This is a genomic window from Oceanobacillus manasiensis (assembly GCF_000724085.1).
Taxonomy (GTDB): Bacteria; Bacillota; Bacilli; order Bacillales; family Amphibacillaceae; genus Oceanobacillus_B; species Oceanobacillus_B manasiensis.
The window spans coordinates 202,944-221,042 of record NZ_CCDL010000002.1; the positions used below are offsets into that span (position 1 = coordinate 202,944).

Below are 18,099 nucleotides of genomic sequence, written 5' to 3' on the forward strand. Positions count from 1 at the left end.
GCTATTTAACTCAAATAGGGTTTTACTTTAATCATTGTACTTACGACATGGAAAAGCATATAATATGCATTATATGGTTTTTGCAAACTGTTTTATATGTTATATTAACATGAAGCTAATTGATTCAATGAATGAAACATTAACTATATTTAAACTCAATTAAAATAGAACGAACTTTTCTAAACAAGGTGATTATATGGCAAAGGATAATATAGTATCAATAGAAGACATCATAAAAAAAGTGCGCGATTATCTAACAGATGAAGATGCTACTTTTATTCGGCATGCTTATAAGTATGCAGAAAATGCACATGCAGAGCAGTTCCGTAAATCAGGAGAACCATATATTATACATCCTGTTCAAGTAGCAGGAATTCTCGCGGACTTAGAGATGGATGCTGAAACAATCGCTGGAGGATTTTTACACGATGTAGTGGAAGATACTGATGTTACGGTAGATGAATTGGAGACTGCTTTTAATAAAGAAGTAGCCATGCTAGTGGATGGGGTTACAAAACTAGGTAAAATCAAGTATAAATCCAAAGAAGCGATACAGGCAGAAAACCATCGTAAAATGTTCGTAGCAATGGCAAAGGACATTCGGGTTATTCTAATCAAACTTGCAGATCGTCTTCATAATATGAGAACCCTAAAACACTTGCCTCAGGAAAAACAACGCCGAATTTCTAATGAAACCCTTGAAATTTTCGCCCCATTAGCACACAGGCTTGGGATTTCAACAATTAAGTGGGAATTAGAAGATACGGCACTTCGTTATTTAAATCCACAACAGTATTATCGAATTGTCCAATTAATGAAACAAAAAAGGGATCAACGTGAATCCTATATAGAGGAAGTAATGAACGAGGTATCTGACCAATTGGCTGACGTTAATATACATGCCGAAATGTCTGGAAGACCGAAACACTTATATAGCATTTACCATAAAATGGTGGAACAAAATAAGCAGTTTAATGAGATCTATGACCTCCTTGCTGTCCGCATTCTTGTGGATAGTATTAAAGATTGTTATGCAGTCCTTGGAATTATTCACACATGCTGGAAGCCTATGCCAGGCCGGTTTAAGGATTACATTGCAATGCCTAAGCCAAACTTGTACCAGTCCCTTCACACAACAGTAATAGGACCAAAAGGTGATCCTTTAGAAGTCCAGATTCGTACAAAAGAGATGCATGAAATAGCAGAGTACGGAATTGCAGCACATTGGGCTTATAAAGAAGGAAAACAGGTTCATAATAGCAAGAAATCATTTGAAGAAAAGCTCACATGGTTTAGAGAGATACTTGACTGGCAGAATGAAACACATGACGCAGAAGAGTTTATGGAAACATTAAAAGTCGATCTTTTCGCTGATATGGTTTATGTTTTTACACCTAAAGGTGATGTCATCGAGTTGCCATCAGGGTCTGTTCCACTTGATTTTGCTTATAAAATTCATACAGAAATAGGTAATAAAACAATTGGTGCGAAAATCAATGGTAAAATGGAACCTTTAGATTATGTATTAAAAAATGGCGACATCATTGAAGTCATGACTTCTAAACACTCTTATGGCCCATCACAGGATTGGCTCAAAATCACACAAACTTCTCAAGCGAAAAGCAAGATAAAGCAATTTTTCAAAAAGCAACGACGTGATGAAAATATTGCCAAGGGGAAAGAAGCGGTAGATCGGGAAATTCAGGCTTTAGCTTTGGAACCGAAAGAAGTACTGACACAAGAAAATTTACAAAGAGTATATGAGAAATTTAATTTTATGAATGAAGATGACATGTATGCTGCTGTAGGGTATCAAGGTATAACAGCTGCACTTATCGCTACAAGGCTTACTGATAAAATTAGACAAACGAAACAAAAAGAGCAAGATTTAGCTCAGACAATTGAAGAAGTAAAAACGACAGAGGTTAAAGAGAAAAAGCCACATAAACGTGATTCAGGTGTACGAGTAGAAGGTGTTGATAATTTATTAGTTCGTCTTTCTAAATGCTGTAACCCTGTTCCAGGAGATGAAATCCTTGGTTACATCACAAAGGGTAGAGGTGTATCTGTTCACAGGTCTGATTGTCCGAATGTGCAAACAGAAGAGGCTAAACAACGCTACTTGCATGTAGAATGGGAAAAGAACCATTCTGTTCAAAAGCAATATCATGTGGAATTGGAAATCTCCGGCTACGACCGTCGTGGACTTGTAAATGAAGTATTACAGGCAGTGAACGAAACCAAAACCAATATTACGTATGTAAACGGTAGATCAGATAGAAATAAAATGGCGCTAATCCAGATAACGATATTAATTCATAATACCGGTCATTTACGCAAGATTGTAGAGCGAATTAAACAGATAAAGGATGTATATACCGTTACTAGAACCTTGCAATAAACCATGCGAAAGCACACTTTAAAAAGCTTGATAGGGGGATAGTAATGAAAGCAGTAATACAAAGAGCCAGAGAAGCCAGCGTTTCTGTAGATGGCGAGGTTGTTGGAAGAATTGACAACGGCCTCGTAGTATTAGTAGGAATAACGCACGATGATACTATAGAGGATGCTAAATACCTTGTGAAAAAAATTAGTTATCTCAGAATATTTGAGGATGACGATGGGAAAATGAATTTGTCATTAAAAGATATTGATGGGAGTCTCCTCTCTATTTCGCAATTCACTTTATATGGGGATACAAGAAAAGGTAGAAGACCAAATTTCATGCAGGCTGCCAAGCCCGATGCTGCATTAAAGCTTTATAAACAATTTAATGAGCTTGTTAGAGAAGAGAATATTCAGGTAGAAACAGGTAAGTTTGGCGAGATGATGGATGTACAATTAACAAATAGTGGCCCAGTAACGCTTCTTATTGATAGTAAAGAGTAAGCGTAATAAAGGATCTTAAGGAAAAAATTATGAAAAAGCAAAAGCTGAACGATTGTTCGAGTAATCATTCGAATTCGTCCAGCTTTTTTTATATCTTATCGTCTGTACCATACATTTTTTAGCGTTGTATTTTCCTTAAGCCAATAATAAATCGTCTTTCGATCACTCATTTGCAAAGTATTTACCTAAGCCGTTAACAATACCGGTTACTAGTTTCTTTTGGTAAGCAACGGTTCCTAGTAAGGATTCTTTTTCAGGATTGGAGAGGAAACCAAGTTCTAGCAATACAGATGGCTGCAAGGTTTGTCGGATGACAAGAAAATTGCCATGTGCTACCCCTCTGTCTTTTGCCTCCGTCTCCTTCACTATTCCTGACTGAATATAAGAGGCAAGCACTTCATTTTTTCCTTTATAAAAATAGGTGTTGATCCCAGTGACATCAGGATGTTCAGGTATGCTATTGTAATGAATGCTAATAAAAGCGTCTGTATCTATCATGTTGGCATAGCTTACTCTACTTCCGAGTGAAATAAATTCATCTTCGGATCTGGTCAGCAATACTTCTGCCCCGAGCATCCTAAGTTCACTTGCCAATTCCTGTGCAGTGAGAAATGTTATATCCTTCTCCAACACGTCGGTAGCGCCAATCGCTCCCACATCTCGTCCCCCATGTCCAGCGTCGATAACTATGGTTTTATTTTTAAAGTCCGAAGTTGATGAAACAGATCCCTTTTCTATAAGTCGTTTCGAAATAAAGCCGGTTAAGGAATCATTGGTTACCTCGATCCACTCTTTCTGTTCGTCCAAAACATCAAATGAATCCCCTTTTTCAGCAAAGCCCACTATTTCTCCATCTGTGGACGGTTCGGAGCGGATATGAGTATTGTCATGAGGGATTGATAGGCTACTTACTGACTCAGAACTAGCTTCAGTGATTTCATCCTTTATCAACGCTGTAAATGAGCTTGATACCCACCCCTCTGCATTTTCAAGTTTAATTTTCACCCAATCTCCTTGCTCTTCAAGTAACTCGTAAGTATCTCCGGAAACTCCGCTCCCGATTACATCATGTTCCGTACCAGGACCGCTCCGTATATTTATTTCGTCCCCTGTAAGTTCTACTTCATCAGCTGTTATTGTAAAAGGAAAAGCAACCCAAATTACTGCTAAACTGATAAAAGCGAACCATTTTTTATCTATACGCAAAATAGTTCCTCCTAAATTATGTACTCTTACACAAAGTATAATAAAAACAGACCGTTTAGGCAAAACTAATGTTAAGCAAGGAAATTTTAGACGATCTTGGAGGGGAAAATGCATGCGATATGGTGAGAAACAATGGACTTCAACCAATAACAAAGAATGGGTTGGTGTGAATCTGCATCAATTTGTAGAGATGGAAGGACACGCTAATCATATGGAAATAGCCCAAGAATTTGGAATTTCCTTGGGTGAAGTGAAAATGCTGAAGAAAAAATTGAATCGTGCTTGACAATCCTCCATGTAGCAATTAATATAATAATCATTCCATAATACACGAATATTAGAACCGATGACGGAAAAAGTAGTGGAGTTCCACATAAACAAGAGAGAAAATGCCATAGGCTGAGAGCATTTTCACTTGATGGCTCAACGAAAGACACTCCCGAGGCTTTATGCTGATATGTAAGTATAAACGTTTTGCAGGCGTTAACTGTGAAGAGCGGGTGCAGCATAATTGCATCAACTAGGGTGGCAACGCGGGTAAACTCCCGTCCCTTATTTATAAGGGACGGGAGTTTTTTATGTTTTTTTAGAAGATACGCGAGCTTCACAGAAAAATAATAGTGTTTTATTAAATGATCTTATATAGGAGGATTAGCAATGAATATGAAGGCTCCAAGAGGTACCGTGGACTTACTTCCAGAAAATACGAGGAAATGGCAGTATGCCGAGAAGAAAATAAAAGATATTTGTGATCGTTACAATTTTAACGAAATCCGAACACCAGTTTTTGAGCACACCGAAGTATTTCAACGCGGTGTAGGCGATTCTACAGACATTGTCCAAAAGGAAATGTATACCTTTGAAGATAGAGGAGGTCGGAGTCTAACCCTCAGACCAGAAGGGACAGCATCTGTTGCCCGTGCATATGTGGAAAACAAATTATTTGGTAATCCTATCCAGCCAACAAAACTATATTATTTCGCGCCAATGTTCCGTTACGAACGCCCACAAAAAGGAAGAATGCGTCAATTAAACCAGTTCGGGGTAGAGGTGCTTGGAAGTGCTGATCCTGCAGTGGATGCAGAGGTGATTGATTTGGCCATGACTTGTTATAAAGAAGTCGGATTGAGTTCCCTGAAATTAGTCATAAATTCACTCGGTGATAGTGAAAGCAGAGACAACCACCGTAACGCGCTAGTAGAACACTTCACACCTGTAAAGAATGAACTATGTGAAGATTGCCAAACAAGACTGAAACAAAATCCACTAAGGATTTTAGATTGTAAAAAAGACAGGGAACACCCTGCGATGAAAAATGCTCCATCTATCTTAGACTACTTAAATGATGAATCAAGGGAATACTTTGAACAGGTTAAAAGCTATTTAACTATGATGGACATTGAGTATGAAGTTGATAAAAATCTTGTTAGAGGACTTGATTATTATAATCACACAGCTTTCGAAATCATGAGTGAAGCGGAGGGCTTTGGTGCAATTACAACTTTAGCGGGTGGCGGCAGATATAATGGCCTTGTTGAAGAACTAGGCGGTCCTGACACACCGGGAATTGGCTTTGGAATGGGATTTGAACGCCTTCTAATGGCACTTGAAGCTGAAGGTAAGCAAGTCGCAATAGAGGAGCAATTAGATTGTTATGTTGTCGCTTTGGGCGAACAAGCTGAAAAAGAGTCTGTAAGAATTCTTCATGAACTTCGAGCTGTTGGAATCAAAGCAGAAAAGGATTACCTCGGACGTAAAATGAAGGCGCAATTTAAATCTGCTGACCGCTTTAACAGTAGCTATGTGCTAGTGCTAGGAGATGGGGAGTTAGAGAAGCAGATGATAAATGTTAAAAACCTGGAGACAGGCGATCAAATAGAAGTCAAGCTACAAGAAGTTGTTTCATACATGAAAGAAACGTTGCAGGGAGGCACAGGAAATGAGTGAAAGAGTTTATGCAGGAACGCTACGCGATGCTCATATTGAGCAATCCGTATTACTAAAAGGTTGGGTACAGAAAAGACGGGATCTTGGAGGCCTCATTTTTATTGATCTTCGTGATAAGTCAGGACTCGTACAAGTTGTTTTTAATCCAGATATTTCAAAGAATGCATTGGAGACTGCCGAGGCAGTAAGAACGGAATACGTAGTTGAAATAAAAGGAAATGTAGTAAAAAGAGACCCATCCACGGTAAACCCGAATATGAACACTGGAACAATCGAAGTACTTGCAAATGAACTAACTATTATTAATAAAGCAAAAACACCTCCTTTTGTTATCCAGGATGAAACAGATGTATCAGAGGATTTGCGATTGAAGTATCGTTACATGGATCTGCGCAGAGGGCCACTTCAAGAAACATTTAAGCTGCGTCATAAAACAACACAGGCAGTGAGAAATTATTTAAATAACAATGATTTTCTTGAGATGGAAACACCGATTTTAACAAAAAGCACACCAGAAGGAGCAAGAGACTATCTTGTGCCAAGCAGGGTTCATGCAGGAGAATTTTATGCTTTACCCCAATCTCCCCAATTGTTTAAGCAGTTAATTATGATGGGTGGATTTGAAAAGTATTACCAAATTGCACGCTGTTTTCGGGATGAAGATCTAAGAGCAGACCGTCAACCAGAGTTCACACAGATTGATATTGAAACATCCTTTATGACAAGTGATGACATTATGGCTATGACAGAGGAAATGATGAAACAGGTCATGAAAGAAGTCAAGGACCTTGATATCTCTCTACCACTTCCAAGAATGCCATATAATGAAGCGATGGCTAGGTATGGATCTGATAAACCAGATTCACGCTTTGGAATGGAACTTACACATGTGACAGATGTGTTAGCAAACTCTGACTTTAAAGTGTTTAAAAGTGCTATCGAATCTGGTGGGAAAGTTTGTCTGTTAAACGTAAAAGGGCAGGCAGCTAATTATTCAAGAAAAGATATTGATAAACTAACAGAATTTGTTAAGGTGTATGGTGCAAAAGGAATGGCCTGGCTGAAAGCAGAAGATAATGCATTAAAAGGACCAATTGCTAAGTTTTTAACTGAAAATGAAGTAGAAGGGCTTAAAAAGGCGGCAGAGGTTGAAGATGGAGATTTACTTCTATTCGGATCTGATAAAACCAGTATCGTATACGACAGTCTTGGTGCTCTACGCTTAAAACTTGGAAAAGATCTCGATCTTATTGACAATCGTTTATTTAACTTCCTATGGGTAACAGATTGGCCACTGCTTGAGTATGATGAAGAGCTTGGTAGATATTTCGCTGCACATCATCCATTCACCTCACCTGTTGAGGAAGATGCTTCCTTGCTGGAGACAGACCCAGGAAATGTCCGGGCCAATGCTTATGATCTTGTATTGAACGGTTATGAGCTTGGAGGTGGATCCGTTCGTATTCATAAAAAGGAACAACAACAGCAAATGTTTCGTGTCTTAGGTTTTACTGAGGAAGAAGCAAATGAACAATTTGGTTTCTTAATGGAGGCACTGGAATATGGTGCACCTCCACATGGTGGTGTGGCACTAGGATTGGATAGAATTATAATGCTATTGGCAGGAAGAACGAATTTACGGGACACCATCCTGTTTCCGAAAACAGCTTCTGCATCTGACTTACTTACAGAAGCACCTAGTCGAGTAAGCCATGTGCAGTTAGATGAGCTTTCAATTGGATTAACTGAAAAAGCAACTACAGAATAAGTGTAAGATCTAAAACAATATAATTCCGTTGAAAAGCAATGGGATGTATGTTAAGATAAATTTACAATTGAATGAAGCGAATAATCCTGATGTGTTCGTCTGAATAAAGTGTTTGACCGAACAACTGATTATTTGGGAGCTTGTTTTCGTTTCTGTATTGCGTGCATGCCTCCCTTTTGTGGCGAGGAAGCATAACACATGCAGAACAGAGCACCCACCTGCCATGAGCGGGATCAAAACTTGTTACCGGACGGCACAATCGGGATTACATAAATAAACCCCCTGTAGATTTTCTACAGGGGGTTTCGTTTTTCATCATATCATTCTATGAGGGGATCAGCAGTGTCCACTCTCATAGCCTAGAAACGATGCGACTTCTCAAAACGCCCAACGATAAAGAAGACTTTTCGACTGGTGAAATAGAGGTCTAGTCTCCCTTTATCCTAGTTGATTCGTTCCACTTGCTACGCTTCTAAACTGCCGCTTACTCTATTTATTAATTTCCTTGCGCAAGCTGCTGGAGGTTTCCATTTTTGTCCATCCGGAATGTGGGGGAAGATGACACTCCGCTTTCCTCCAAGACAGTCATTTTTCTGGCCCTATCCATAATCTGGATAAACACCTGGTAATCCTCTTGAACTGTTGCTAGCTGACTTTCTGTTTGTTTTAATTGCTGACTTAATTCTTTTACTTCTTCTTTTAGTTTCGTATTCTCTTGTTGCATTTGTGCAAGAGAAGCTTTTGATTGATTAGAAGCATAGTAGTCTTTTTTTACATCTTTTAAAAAGCGTATCACAGTATCCATTGTGATTGGCGCATTTTCAACTACTGATGGTGTTTGCTCTAGAGGTTGGTAGTCACTCTCGGTTGAGGGTGCAGTGATCTGTGCAACGGGTTTAATAACACGTGTAGAATGCCCAGCCAATGCACGTTTCTTCTCTTTTCTCTGTCTTTTTGCCAGATCAATAGCATTGTCATACTTTGTACGAACCTCTGCATTCCAGCGAAATCCACATGCAGCTGAAGTGCGGTTTAATTTGTCCCCAACCTCTTCAAAAGCATTTAATTGGGTGCTACCTTCTCTAATATGACGCAAAACAGTCTCTGCTAACAATAAGTCATCCTCATGTGACCAAGCATCTTGTCTTACCTTAACCATTTGGTTCAACTCCTTCATCGATAAAAATAATCATAGATTTCTTGTTTTATAATGTTAGCTTTACCGATAAGGAGTATTTTTATACCTTTATTATGAGTACTAATCTAAATAATGTAAGCTTTTAAACAACATTTTTTCTATTCGTGGCCTCTATTGCAGAGAGGAGAAAACAGGTAGAACACTATAAAAGCTACTTGAAAGCAATAGAAGTTTCTTATTTTTTCTCGCTTTGAAGTTTCTCATGAACTTGTTTCATGGCCGCCTCGAATTTTCCTGTAGATTTCGGATGATAGTAGTGTTTGTTTTTAATAGAATCTGGTAAGTATTGCTGGTCTACCCAAGCTTGTTCATAATTATGAGGATACTTATAATCAATCCCACGTCCAATCTTGTTAGCCCCCTGATAATGTGAATCTTTTAAATGTGCTGGGATTTCTCCGCTTTTTCCTGCATGAATATCGGCAAGTGCTTCATCCAACGCTTTATAAGCTGTGTTCGATTTGGGGGAAAGACATAATTCTACTATAGCAACTGACAAGGGAATACGAGCTTCTGGGAAGCCTAAACGCTCTGCTGCCTGTACTGCTGCGATTGCACGCGGACCAGCTTGTGGATTGGCAAGACCGATATCTTCATAGGCAGTCACAATCATTCTACGTGCAATACTGTCAAGATCTCCTGCTTCAATTAACCTACCTAAATAATGGAGCGCCGCATCGACATCACTACCACGTATTGATTTTTGAAATGCTGAGAGCACGTCATAATGGGCGTCACCACCTTTATCATGAGAAAAACTTTTCTTCTGCATACACTCTTCCGCTATATTTAAGTCAATTGCGATTTGCCCGTCGCTGTTTGCAGGAGTGGAAGCAACAGCGAGTTCAAGGCCATTTAACGCTGAACGCATATCTCCATTAGCACTCCCGGAGAAATGACTTAATGCCTCATCTGTTAGCTCTATTGATAGGTCACCAAAGCCTTCCTGGTCATCTTGAATTGCTCTCATGATGGCTACCTTGACGTGGTCCTGGGATAACCGATGAAGCTCGAATAAATGACACCTACTCCTGATCGCTGGATTAATCGAATGGTAGGGATTGCTCGTTGTGCAGCCAATCAGTGTAATCAAATTACTTTCTAGGTGAGGAAGTAGAAAGTCCTGTTTGGCCTTATCCAATCGATGTACTTCATCTAAAATTAAGACAAGCTGACCACGCATTTTTGCTTCTTCTACAGCAATTTCCATATCTTTCTTCTTATCTGTCACAGCGTTAAGTTTTTTTACAGGTAATCCAAGGCTTTTAGCAAGAGCCTGGGCCATAGAAGTTTTTCCAGTACCGGGTGGGCCAAATAATATCATGGATGCTAATCGGTTAGCTTCTACCATTCTAAAAATTATTTTTCCTTCTCCTACCAAATGCTCTTGTCCAATTATTTCATAAATGTTTGCAGGCCTCATCCGATAGGCAAGTGGTTTCTGTTTCATTTATACCGCCCTCTATAGTAAAATAGTAAATTCTTCTCAAAAAAGCTACATATTCTATTGCTTTATTCTACCTCAGTAGACCAGTCAGACACCTACCGGTTAAAGTGTTACATGAGTAATAGATATGTCTAATCTTAGCTTAAGCATGATGCCGATAAAATGCAAGAAAGACAAGATTCGTGCTATACTATCATGTATAAATAGGATAGCATTGTACTTAAAATAGAGGTGTAACAAGTGAAGATATCAACTAAAGGAAGATATGGTCTAACCATTATGATTGATTTAGCTAAAAAGCACGGTAATGGGCCGACCTCATTAAAAAATATTGCAAAAGAAAATGATTTATCAGAGCACTATTTGGAGCAGTTAGCATCCCCCTTAAGAAACGCGGGGCTTATTAAAAGCATTCGAGGTGCATATGGAGGATATATCCTGGCAAAGGAACCAAACACTATTAATGCAGGAGACATCATCCGAGTTTTAGAAGGGCCAATCACCCCAGTAGAAGGCATTGAAGACGAGGAGCCTGCAAAGCAAGCACTGTGGATGCGAATTAGAGATGCAGTGAAAGATGTTTTGGATACTACAACACTAGAGGATTTGGCGAACCATAATGGGGAGCAGCCTGAAGAAGGCTACATGTTTTATATATAAGGTGAAACTTCAGTTGGTGCGGGTATTACTCTCTCACCATCTGTTAGGTGAACCAATTTGAGATAAATTGTTGGAAGGATCGATTACAATGGAACAAATTTATTTGGATCACGCTGCCACAAGCCCGATGCACGAAGATGTAATTGCTGCTATGAATCCGATATATACAGATGTTTTTGGTAACCCGTCCAGTGTTCATTCGTTTGGCAGAAAAGCGAGACAGCAACTGGATGAAGCAAGAAGGGTATTAGCAGGAAGCATCCATGCTAATGAAAAAGAACTCACTTTTACAAGTGGTGGTACAGAGGCAGATAATATGGCTTTAATTGGGACGGCCTTAGCTAACCAGCATAAAGGAAAACATATTATCACGGTAAGCCAGGAACATCATGCAACATTGCATACTGCAAATAAACTGGAGCAAATGGGGTTTGAAGTTACCTATTTACCGATTTATGAGGACGGTAAAATAGCTGTTGAGGATTTACGTTCCTCTCTTCGTGAGGATACGATTCTAGTGTCTATTATGTTTGTAAATAATGAGACGGGAATTATACAGCCAATTGAAGAAGCCGCAAAACTAGTGAGCCAACATCAGGCATACTTTCATACAGATGCAGTCCAAGCATATGGACTACTGGACTTGAATGTAAAGGAAATGAGCATTGATATGCTCACCGTTTCTTCCCATAAAATAAATGGCCCTAAAGGAATCGCCTTTCTTTATGTGAAGGAAGGTATTGCAATACAGGCATTGCAATTTGGTGGAGAACAGGAACGGAAACGTCGTCCAGGAACAGAAAATGTTCCGGCTATTGTTGGCTTTAAACGAGCAGTTGAAATAGCTATGGAGAAACGGCAGGAGAGAAATAAACTTTATCGAAGCTTTAAGGATCACTTCGTACAAACACTAAAAAATAATGAAATAGATTTTGCTATAAATGGCGATCCGGAATCTGCGATTGCTTCTATTATAAATATTAGTTTTCCTGGAACCAATGTCGAAGCGCTTCTCACTAATTTTGATCTGAGCGGAATAGCTGCTTCAAGCGGCAGTGCTTGTACGGCAGGTTCAGTTGAGCCCTCCCACGTACTTAGTGCGATGTTTGGAGAAGGACATCCATGTACAACTAATTCTATACGATTTAGCTTTGGCCTTGCGAATACAAAGGAAAATGTAGAAGAAGCTGCAGAAAGAGTGTCCAAAATAGTAAAACGGTTAGTTTCATAAAAAGGATGAATGAAAATGAAAAGAAAAGAAGATACAAGAGTTGTAGTAGGAATGAGCGGTGGAGTAGATTCCTCTGTTGCAGCTTTATTATTAAAACAACAAGGTTATGATGTAGTCGGGATATTTATGAAAAACTGGGATGACACCGATGAATTTGGAGTTTGTACAGCAACAGAGGATTATGATGACGTTGTACGAGTGTGTAACCAATTAGATATTCCTTACTATGCGGTTAACTTTGAGAAACAATATTGGGATAAAGTATTCACTTATTTCTTGGATGAATATAAAGCTGGTAGAACACCAAACCCAGATGTGATGTGTAATAAAGAAATAAAGTTTAAGGCTTTTCTAGATCACGCTATTTCACTCGGTGCAGATTATTTGGCAACAGGTCATTATGCACAAGTACGTGAAACAGATGGACGAGTTGAAATGCTTCGTGGTGTGGACGACAATAAAGATCAAACATACTTCTTAAACCAATTGACAGAAGAAGTGTTAGAGAAAGTGATGTTCCCACTAGGGCACCTTCCAAAATCTGAGGTTAGAGAAATAGCGAAAAAACATGATCTAGTAACGGCAGATAAAAAGGACAGTACAGGAATTTGCTTTATTGGCGAACGGAATTTTAAAGAGTTTTTGAGTGAGTACTTGCCAGCACAACCCGGGGAAATGAAGACATTATCTGGAGAAACAAAAGGAAAACATGATGGCTTAATGTACTATACAATTGGTCAACGTCAAGGCCTTGGAATTGGTGGAGCTGGAGATCCTTGGTTTGTCGTCGGTAAAAATCTGAATGATAACATTCTCTATGTTGAGCAAGGATATTCTCATGAGTCCCTGTACTCTGACGGACTAATAGCAACTGATTTAAATTGGATTAACAAGGATAGAGTAGAAAACACATTCACATGTACGGCTAAATTTAGATACCGTCAAAAAGATAGCAAGGTTACGGTTTCAGTGCTGGAAGATGGTAAAGTAAGAGTTGATTTTGCTGAAATGGAACGTGCTATTACACCAGGGCAAGTTGTTGTATTTTATGATGGTGAAGTTTGTCTAGGTGGCGGTACCATAGATGAGATTTTAAAAGATGAAAAAGCACTAAATTATGTTGGATAAGTAAGGGGTTTTACGATGGATAAAAATAAGCAGGCCATTGCTCATATGCAAGAGAATAAGTTTGAAGAGGCAGCCGCTCTTTTTACGGAAGTAATCGAAGAGAAGCCGAATGATCCTGTTGGATACATTAACTTTGGTAATTTACTATTGCACGTAAATGACCAAGAACGTGCCCAACGTTTTTTTGAAAAGGCCATCGAACTAGATGAGCAGGCTGCTACTGCTTACTATGGCTTAGGTAATTTATATGTTGAACAAGCTAATTACGGAAAAGCACAGGTGAATTACCAAAAGGCTATTGAACTTGGTTTAGAAGAAGCAGACGTGTACTATATGCTTGGTATGACATTCTTGCAACAGGAGCACGATAAGCTAGCACTTCCTTATTTGCTTAGAGCGTCTGAACTGGCACCAGAGGATGAGGAAATTCTCTTTCAATACGGACTGGCACTAGCACAAAGTGATCACATCTCGGATGCTGGTTCGGTTTTCGGCAAAGTCATCCGTTTGAATGGTGCACATAGTGATGCACACTATAACCTTGGAGTTATTGCGCTATTTGAAGATAAGATAAATAAAGGGTTGGAGCATTTTGAACGTGCGCTTGAAGCTCAGCCGGATCATGTTCTGGCACAGAACGGAAAGAAAAACGCAGAACAGTTATTAAGTGAAATGTAAGATTGTGGGGTTGTGTTAAATGGAAATGGGCAGGCATTCCGAGGAAGAAAAAGTTGGCTATATAAAAGGAGAACTAGTCTACACCATTTTTCATAATGAGTCAGAGCATTTTTCTATTGCCAAAATTAGAATACTGGAAACAGATGAAGATTTTCAAGAGAAGGATGTTGTTGCAAAGGGATATTTTTCAACTCTCCAGGAAAATACACCTTACTTTTTTTACGGAGAATTTGAAAAGCATGCTAAATTTGGACTGCAGTATAATGTTCATTCCTATAAAACGTTCATTCCAGATACGAAGGATGGGTTGGTAGCATATCTTTCCAGCGATATTTTTTACGGGATTGGCGAAAAAACAGCCGAAAAAATAGTAGGAAAGCTTGGAGAAAGTGCTATCTCAAAAATCCTGAATGATCCCAAGGTTTTAGAGGGGGTCCCAGGGATAAAAAAAGAGAAGGCGGAATCTCTTGCTAGAACACTGCAGGAAAACCAGGGCTTTGAACATGTCGTTGTTCATCTTGCAACCTATCATATTGGTTTGAAAATGGCACAGAAAATTTATCAGGCTTATAAAGAAGAAGCAATTGACATTTTGGAAGAGGATCCTTATCGTTATGTGTTTGATATTGAAGGGTTTGGATTTCAAACCGCTGATGAGATAGCCGGAAGAAATGGGCTTGCCCCCACACATCCTAATCGTATTGGAGCAGGCTGTATTTATGTGTTGCAAAAAAGCGTTCAGGAAGGCAACGTTTATATGCCAATGGATGAATGTACGGCGCGAGTTCTCGATTTGCTAGCAACAGTGGACTTAACACATGATGTCATTCACAACAGACTGACAGAGTTAAACACAGAGAAAAAGATTATCCTTCAAGAGGGCAATGTTTATTTGCCTTCACTTTATTATGCAGAAGATGGTTTTGCTGCACAGGTAAAACGAATTATGAGTGAAGAGACGGATCATGAGACACCAACCGCAGAATTAATGAAGATCATCGGATCGATGGAAGAAGAGGAAGTGTTAAGCTACGGAAAAGAACAGTTTGAAGCGATCAATCAGGCAATCCATTCTAAAATGATGATATTGACTGGTGGGCCGGGGACAGGGAAAACAACCGTAGTGAAAGGTATATTAAATGCGTATGCCACCATTCATAATCTCTCGTTAAATAAAGAGGATTATGAAGATCGATCAGATTATCCGTTTATCCTTACAGCACCAACTGGCCGTGCAGCAAAGCGATTAACAGAATCAACAGGGCTCCCCGCTGTTACCATTCATCGCCTGCTTGGCTGGGATGGGGTAAGTGGTTTTGAAAAAGGAGAAAGCGAACAACTTGATGGGAAATTTTTAATTATCGATGAATTTTCTATGGTAGATATTTGGCTTGCAAATAGTTTGTTTAAAGCAATCCCTAAGGACATGCAGGTATTAATTGTTGGAGATGAGGATCAGCTACCGTCGGTAGGGCCGGGCCAGGTACTGTCTGATTTGCTTAGTAGTGGATATATTCCCTTTGTGCGCTTAACAGAAGTTTATCGACAAAAAGAAGGTTCCAAAATCATTCAACTTGCCCACGAGATTAAAAATGATCAGGCGACTAACCTGGAAAATGATAAAGATTTTAGCTACATCTCTTGCTATGAGCCACAGCTACTAGACGTCATTGTAAAGATTTTCTCTAAGGCAATGGGTAAAGGTATTGAGGTACGAGATATCCAGGTGCTTGCACCAATGTATCGGTCTCAGGCAGGCATAACAATGATTAACAAAGAGCTTCAAAAGTTAATAAACCCAAAAACTCCACAAAAGCGGGAGGTCCGCACACAGGATGCAGTGTTCCGCGTAGGAGACAAAGTGATTCAGCTCGTTAACCAACCTGAGGACGGGGTATATAATGGAGACATCGGTGAGGTTGTGGCCATTTTTACAGAAGATGAAAACACAGATAATGTGGAACAACTTGTCATCGTTTATGATGAAAAAGAAGTGGTGTATGAAAGGAAAGACTATACAAATATTATGCATGCCTACTGTATTTCAATTCATAAATCACAAGGTAGTGAATTTCCGATCGTTATTTTGCCAGTAGTGTCTGCATATAACCGTATGCTACGAAAGAATTTATTGTATACAGCAATTACTAGAAGTAAACAATCTCTTATTATTTGTGGGGAGCAGCGTGCGTTCGTTCGCGGCATTGAAACAATGGACACTAACAAGCGCTATTCTGCTTTAAAAGAACAACTGCAAGCAAGACTTGAAAAACCGTTGGATGTCAGTGAAGAACACGAAGAAGACAATATTTCGCCCTATGATTTTATGTAATGTATATTTTCAAGCAATTCGGGAAAGCCTAGCTTAATAAGTTTTATGTTGAAGGGGCTTGAGGTAATGCGTTGTCCGAATTGTAATGGCAGGGATATTGGCAAAATTGGTGTACAGCAGTATTATTGCTGGACGTGTTTTATTGAAATGTCGATTGTTAACGATGAGTTAACCGTTCACCAGGTTGAAGCGGATGGCTCGCTTAGTTCGTTAGATGATCTATTTTCCCAGGAAGAAAGAAAAATACAATGGTAGCCACCTCACGTATGAAATGGTGTATGTAATATGTGAGGGGGACTGACTATGTTCAAAGACAGGAAGGGATTAACTATTCTCTACTGGTTAATCTTTGGTATTTTTCTTTTTTTATTTGTATATTTAATGGTAAAGTTATTTCCATTATATGGAGCTGTGTTTTCATTTTCATGGCATTTATTCGCCCCATTTATAATTGCTTGTTTTATAGCATACTTACTTTTCCCTGTCATTAATCGTATTCATAGACTCGGAATACCACGTGGCTTGGCAATTTTACTGATATATTTATTATTCTTTGGCGGTGTAGGCTATCTAATCTATCGAGTTTTCCCCGTCATCTTATTACAAATTAAAGATTTGAATGAACAGCTGCCTCAATTTATCAGGATGTACGAAACTCTTATCTATCAGATGTATGAATATACTTCCTTCTTACCTGAAGCAGTACATGATAAGATTGATGAACTTATCATTAGACTCGAAGGTTATGTGAATGAATTGCTTTCCAATATCGTAGAAAGCACGACAAAAATATTTGATATGATGGTAGTAATAACGGTTATTCCGGTTCTTGTATTTTATTTCCTCAAAGATGACAATAAAATCAAATCCTACATTAAAAAATATATACCTGCAAAGCATAAATCTAGGGCTGGTAAGATGGTAAGAGCTGTAGATGAAACTATCGGTAATTATATTCGAGGACAGTTAATTGTTTGCCTATTTGTAAGCATAACCTCTTTTATACTGTTTCAACTGCTTGGCCTGCAATATGCTCTGCTACTAGCAATTATAATGGGCATTACAAATATCATTCCTTATTTTGGACCTATAATTGGTGCATTGCCAGCGGTTGCGATTGCCTTAACAATGTCAGGAAAAATGGTGTTATTTGTTATTCTATCGGTGTTCGTATTACAATTAATTGAAAGTAACTTACTTGCACCATATATTGTTGGGAAGAGCATTAACATGCACCCAATTGCCATTATTTTTGCATTACTACTAGGTGGTCAGCTGTTCGGTGTACTTGGTATGATTCTTGCTGTACCATTATTTACGACGTCTAAGGTCATCATAAAACATCTGTTTTATAGCGATCATGACGTCAATGATAGAGAGAAAGGACCTTAGTTATTGACCATTATAAGAATGCCCTGCGCTTTTGCTCTTGACATTGCTTATAAAGTTATCTATACTATCGCTGAACTCTAATAAAAAGGAAGTAGTAAATAGGAATTTTTATTTTCTTTTCTACACTGCTTTTCTTTCAATACTTATAAAACCATTACGTTGAAGGTTCTCAGTACATGAAGGTCGATTGATAAGAGAGGGTTTCCCCAGGCTGAAAGGAAAC

At 38.9% G+C, this 18,099-nt stretch carries 15 protein-coding genes, 1 other RNA gene and 1 other annotated feature; of the genes, 13 read left to right on the top strand and 3 right to left on the bottom strand.

Features of this window, described 5'->3' with window-relative positions:
• Positions 1-196 precede the first annotated feature (196 nt).
• Positions 197-2,401, top strand: coding sequence for a RelA/SpoT family protein (locus BN985_RS10155; RefSeq protein WP_042223360.1), 2,205 nt, complete (start codon positions 197-199; stop codon positions 2,399-2,401).
• A gap of 44 nt (positions 2,402-2,445) precedes the next feature.
• A complete protein-coding gene (gene dtd / locus BN985_RS10160; protein ID WP_042223361.1) occupies positions 2,446-2,889 on the top strand; it encodes a D-aminoacyl-tRNA deacylase in 444 nt (147 codons plus the stop codon).
• A gap of 162 nt (positions 2,890-3,051) precedes the next feature.
• On the opposite strand, the gene BN985_RS10165 is transcribed toward dtd, so the two are convergent.
• Positions 3,052-4,095, bottom strand: coding sequence for an N-acetylmuramoyl-L-alanine amidase (locus BN985_RS10165; RefSeq protein ID WP_052360669.1), 1,044 nt, complete (start codon positions 4,093-4,095; stop codon positions 3,052-3,054).
• Positions 4,096-4,207: 112 nt separating this feature from the next.
• Between BN985_RS10165 and BN985_RS19230 the strand changes: the two genes are divergently transcribed.
• The 4 genes from BN985_RS19230 to ssrS all read left to right on the top strand — a co-directional run bounded on the left by BN985_RS19230 (position 4,208) and on the right by ssrS (position 8,080).
• Complete coding sequence (locus BN985_RS19230; RefSeq protein WP_198029997.1) at positions 4,208-4,381, top strand: hypothetical protein; 174 nt, start codon at positions 4,208-4,210, stop codon at positions 4,379-4,381.
• 51 nt (positions 4,382-4,432) lie between these two features.
• Positions 4,433-4,651: a binding site (T-box leader), on the top strand.
• A 101-nt stretch (positions 4,652-4,752) separates the two neighbouring features.
• The gene (hisS, locus tag BN985_RS10170; protein ID WP_042223362.1) at positions 4,753-6,042 is read left to right on the top strand and encodes a histidine--tRNA ligase; all 1,290 of its coding nucleotides are present in this window, start codon (positions 4,753-4,755) and stop codon (positions 6,040-6,042) included.
• Entirely contained in the window at positions 6,035-7,810 is a 1,776-nt protein-coding gene (aspS, locus tag BN985_RS10175; protein ID WP_042223363.1) for an aspartate--tRNA ligase, read from the top strand. Before hisS ends, aspS begins: the two co-directional genes overlap by 8 nt.
• An 80-nt stretch (positions 7,811-7,890) precedes the next feature.
• Positions 7,891-8,080: non-coding RNA, 6S RNA (gene ssrS, locus BN985_RS10180), on the top strand.
• A gap of 226 nt (positions 8,081-8,306) precedes the next feature.
• Here the strand turns inward: ssrS and BN985_RS10185 are convergent.
• Together BN985_RS10185 and BN985_RS10190 are read right to left on the bottom strand one after the other, a co-directional pair.
• Positions 8,307-8,969, bottom strand: coding sequence for an RsfA family transcriptional regulator (locus BN985_RS10185; RefSeq protein WP_042223364.1), 663 nt, complete (start codon positions 8,967-8,969; stop codon positions 8,307-8,309).
• Between the two features lie 214 nt (positions 8,970-9,183).
• Positions 9,184-10,458, bottom strand: a complete 1,275-nt coding sequence (locus BN985_RS10190; RefSeq protein ID WP_042223365.1) for a replication-associated recombination protein A — start codon at positions 10,456-10,458, stop codon at positions 9,184-9,186.
• A gap of 237 nt (positions 10,459-10,695) precedes the next feature.
• Here BN985_RS10190 and cymR point away from each other — a divergent pair, with 237 nt between their 5' ends.
• The 7 genes from cymR to BN985_RS10225 all read left to right on the top strand — a co-directional run bounded on the left by cymR (position 10,696) and on the right by BN985_RS10225 (position 17,876).
• Positions 10,696-11,115: a cysteine metabolism transcriptional regulator CymR gene (gene cymR, locus BN985_RS10195; RefSeq protein WP_042223366.1), complete on the top strand. Its 420-nt coding sequence runs from the start codon at positions 10,696-10,698 to the stop codon at positions 11,113-11,115.
• Between the two features lie 88 nt (positions 11,116-11,203).
• On the top strand, positions 11,204-12,346 hold the full coding sequence (locus tag BN985_RS10200; RefSeq protein WP_042223367.1) for a cysteine desulfurase family protein: 1,143 nt from the start codon (positions 11,204-11,206) through the stop codon (positions 12,344-12,346).
• A 15-nt stretch (positions 12,347-12,361) separates the two neighbouring features.
• On the top strand, positions 12,362-13,474 hold the full coding sequence (mnmA, locus tag BN985_RS10205; RefSeq protein WP_042223368.1) for a tRNA 2-thiouridine(34) synthase MnmA: 1,113 nt from the start codon (positions 12,362-12,364) through the stop codon (positions 13,472-13,474).
• A 15-nt stretch (positions 13,475-13,489) separates the two neighbouring features.
• Entirely contained in the window at positions 13,490-14,152 is a 663-nt protein-coding gene (locus BN985_RS10210) for a tetratricopeptide repeat protein (protein ID WP_042223369.1), read from the top strand.
• 19 nt (positions 14,153-14,171) lie between these two features.
• On the top strand, positions 14,172-16,484 hold the full coding sequence (recD2, locus tag BN985_RS10215) for an SF1B family DNA helicase RecD2 (protein WP_042223370.1): 2,313 nt from the start codon (positions 14,172-14,174) through the stop codon (positions 16,482-16,484).
• 66 nt (positions 16,485-16,550) lie between these two features.
• A complete protein-coding gene (locus BN985_RS10220) occupies positions 16,551-16,739 on the top strand; it encodes a hypothetical protein (RefSeq protein ID WP_198029998.1) in 189 nt (62 codons plus the stop codon).
• Positions 16,740-16,787: 48 nt separating this feature from the next.
• Positions 16,788-17,876 (top strand): AI-2E family transporter, encoded by a 1,089-nt coding sequence (locus BN985_RS10225; RefSeq protein WP_042223372.1) that lies wholly within the window; start codon positions 16,788-16,790, stop codon positions 17,874-17,876.
• Positions 17,877-18,099 lie beyond the last annotated feature (223 nt).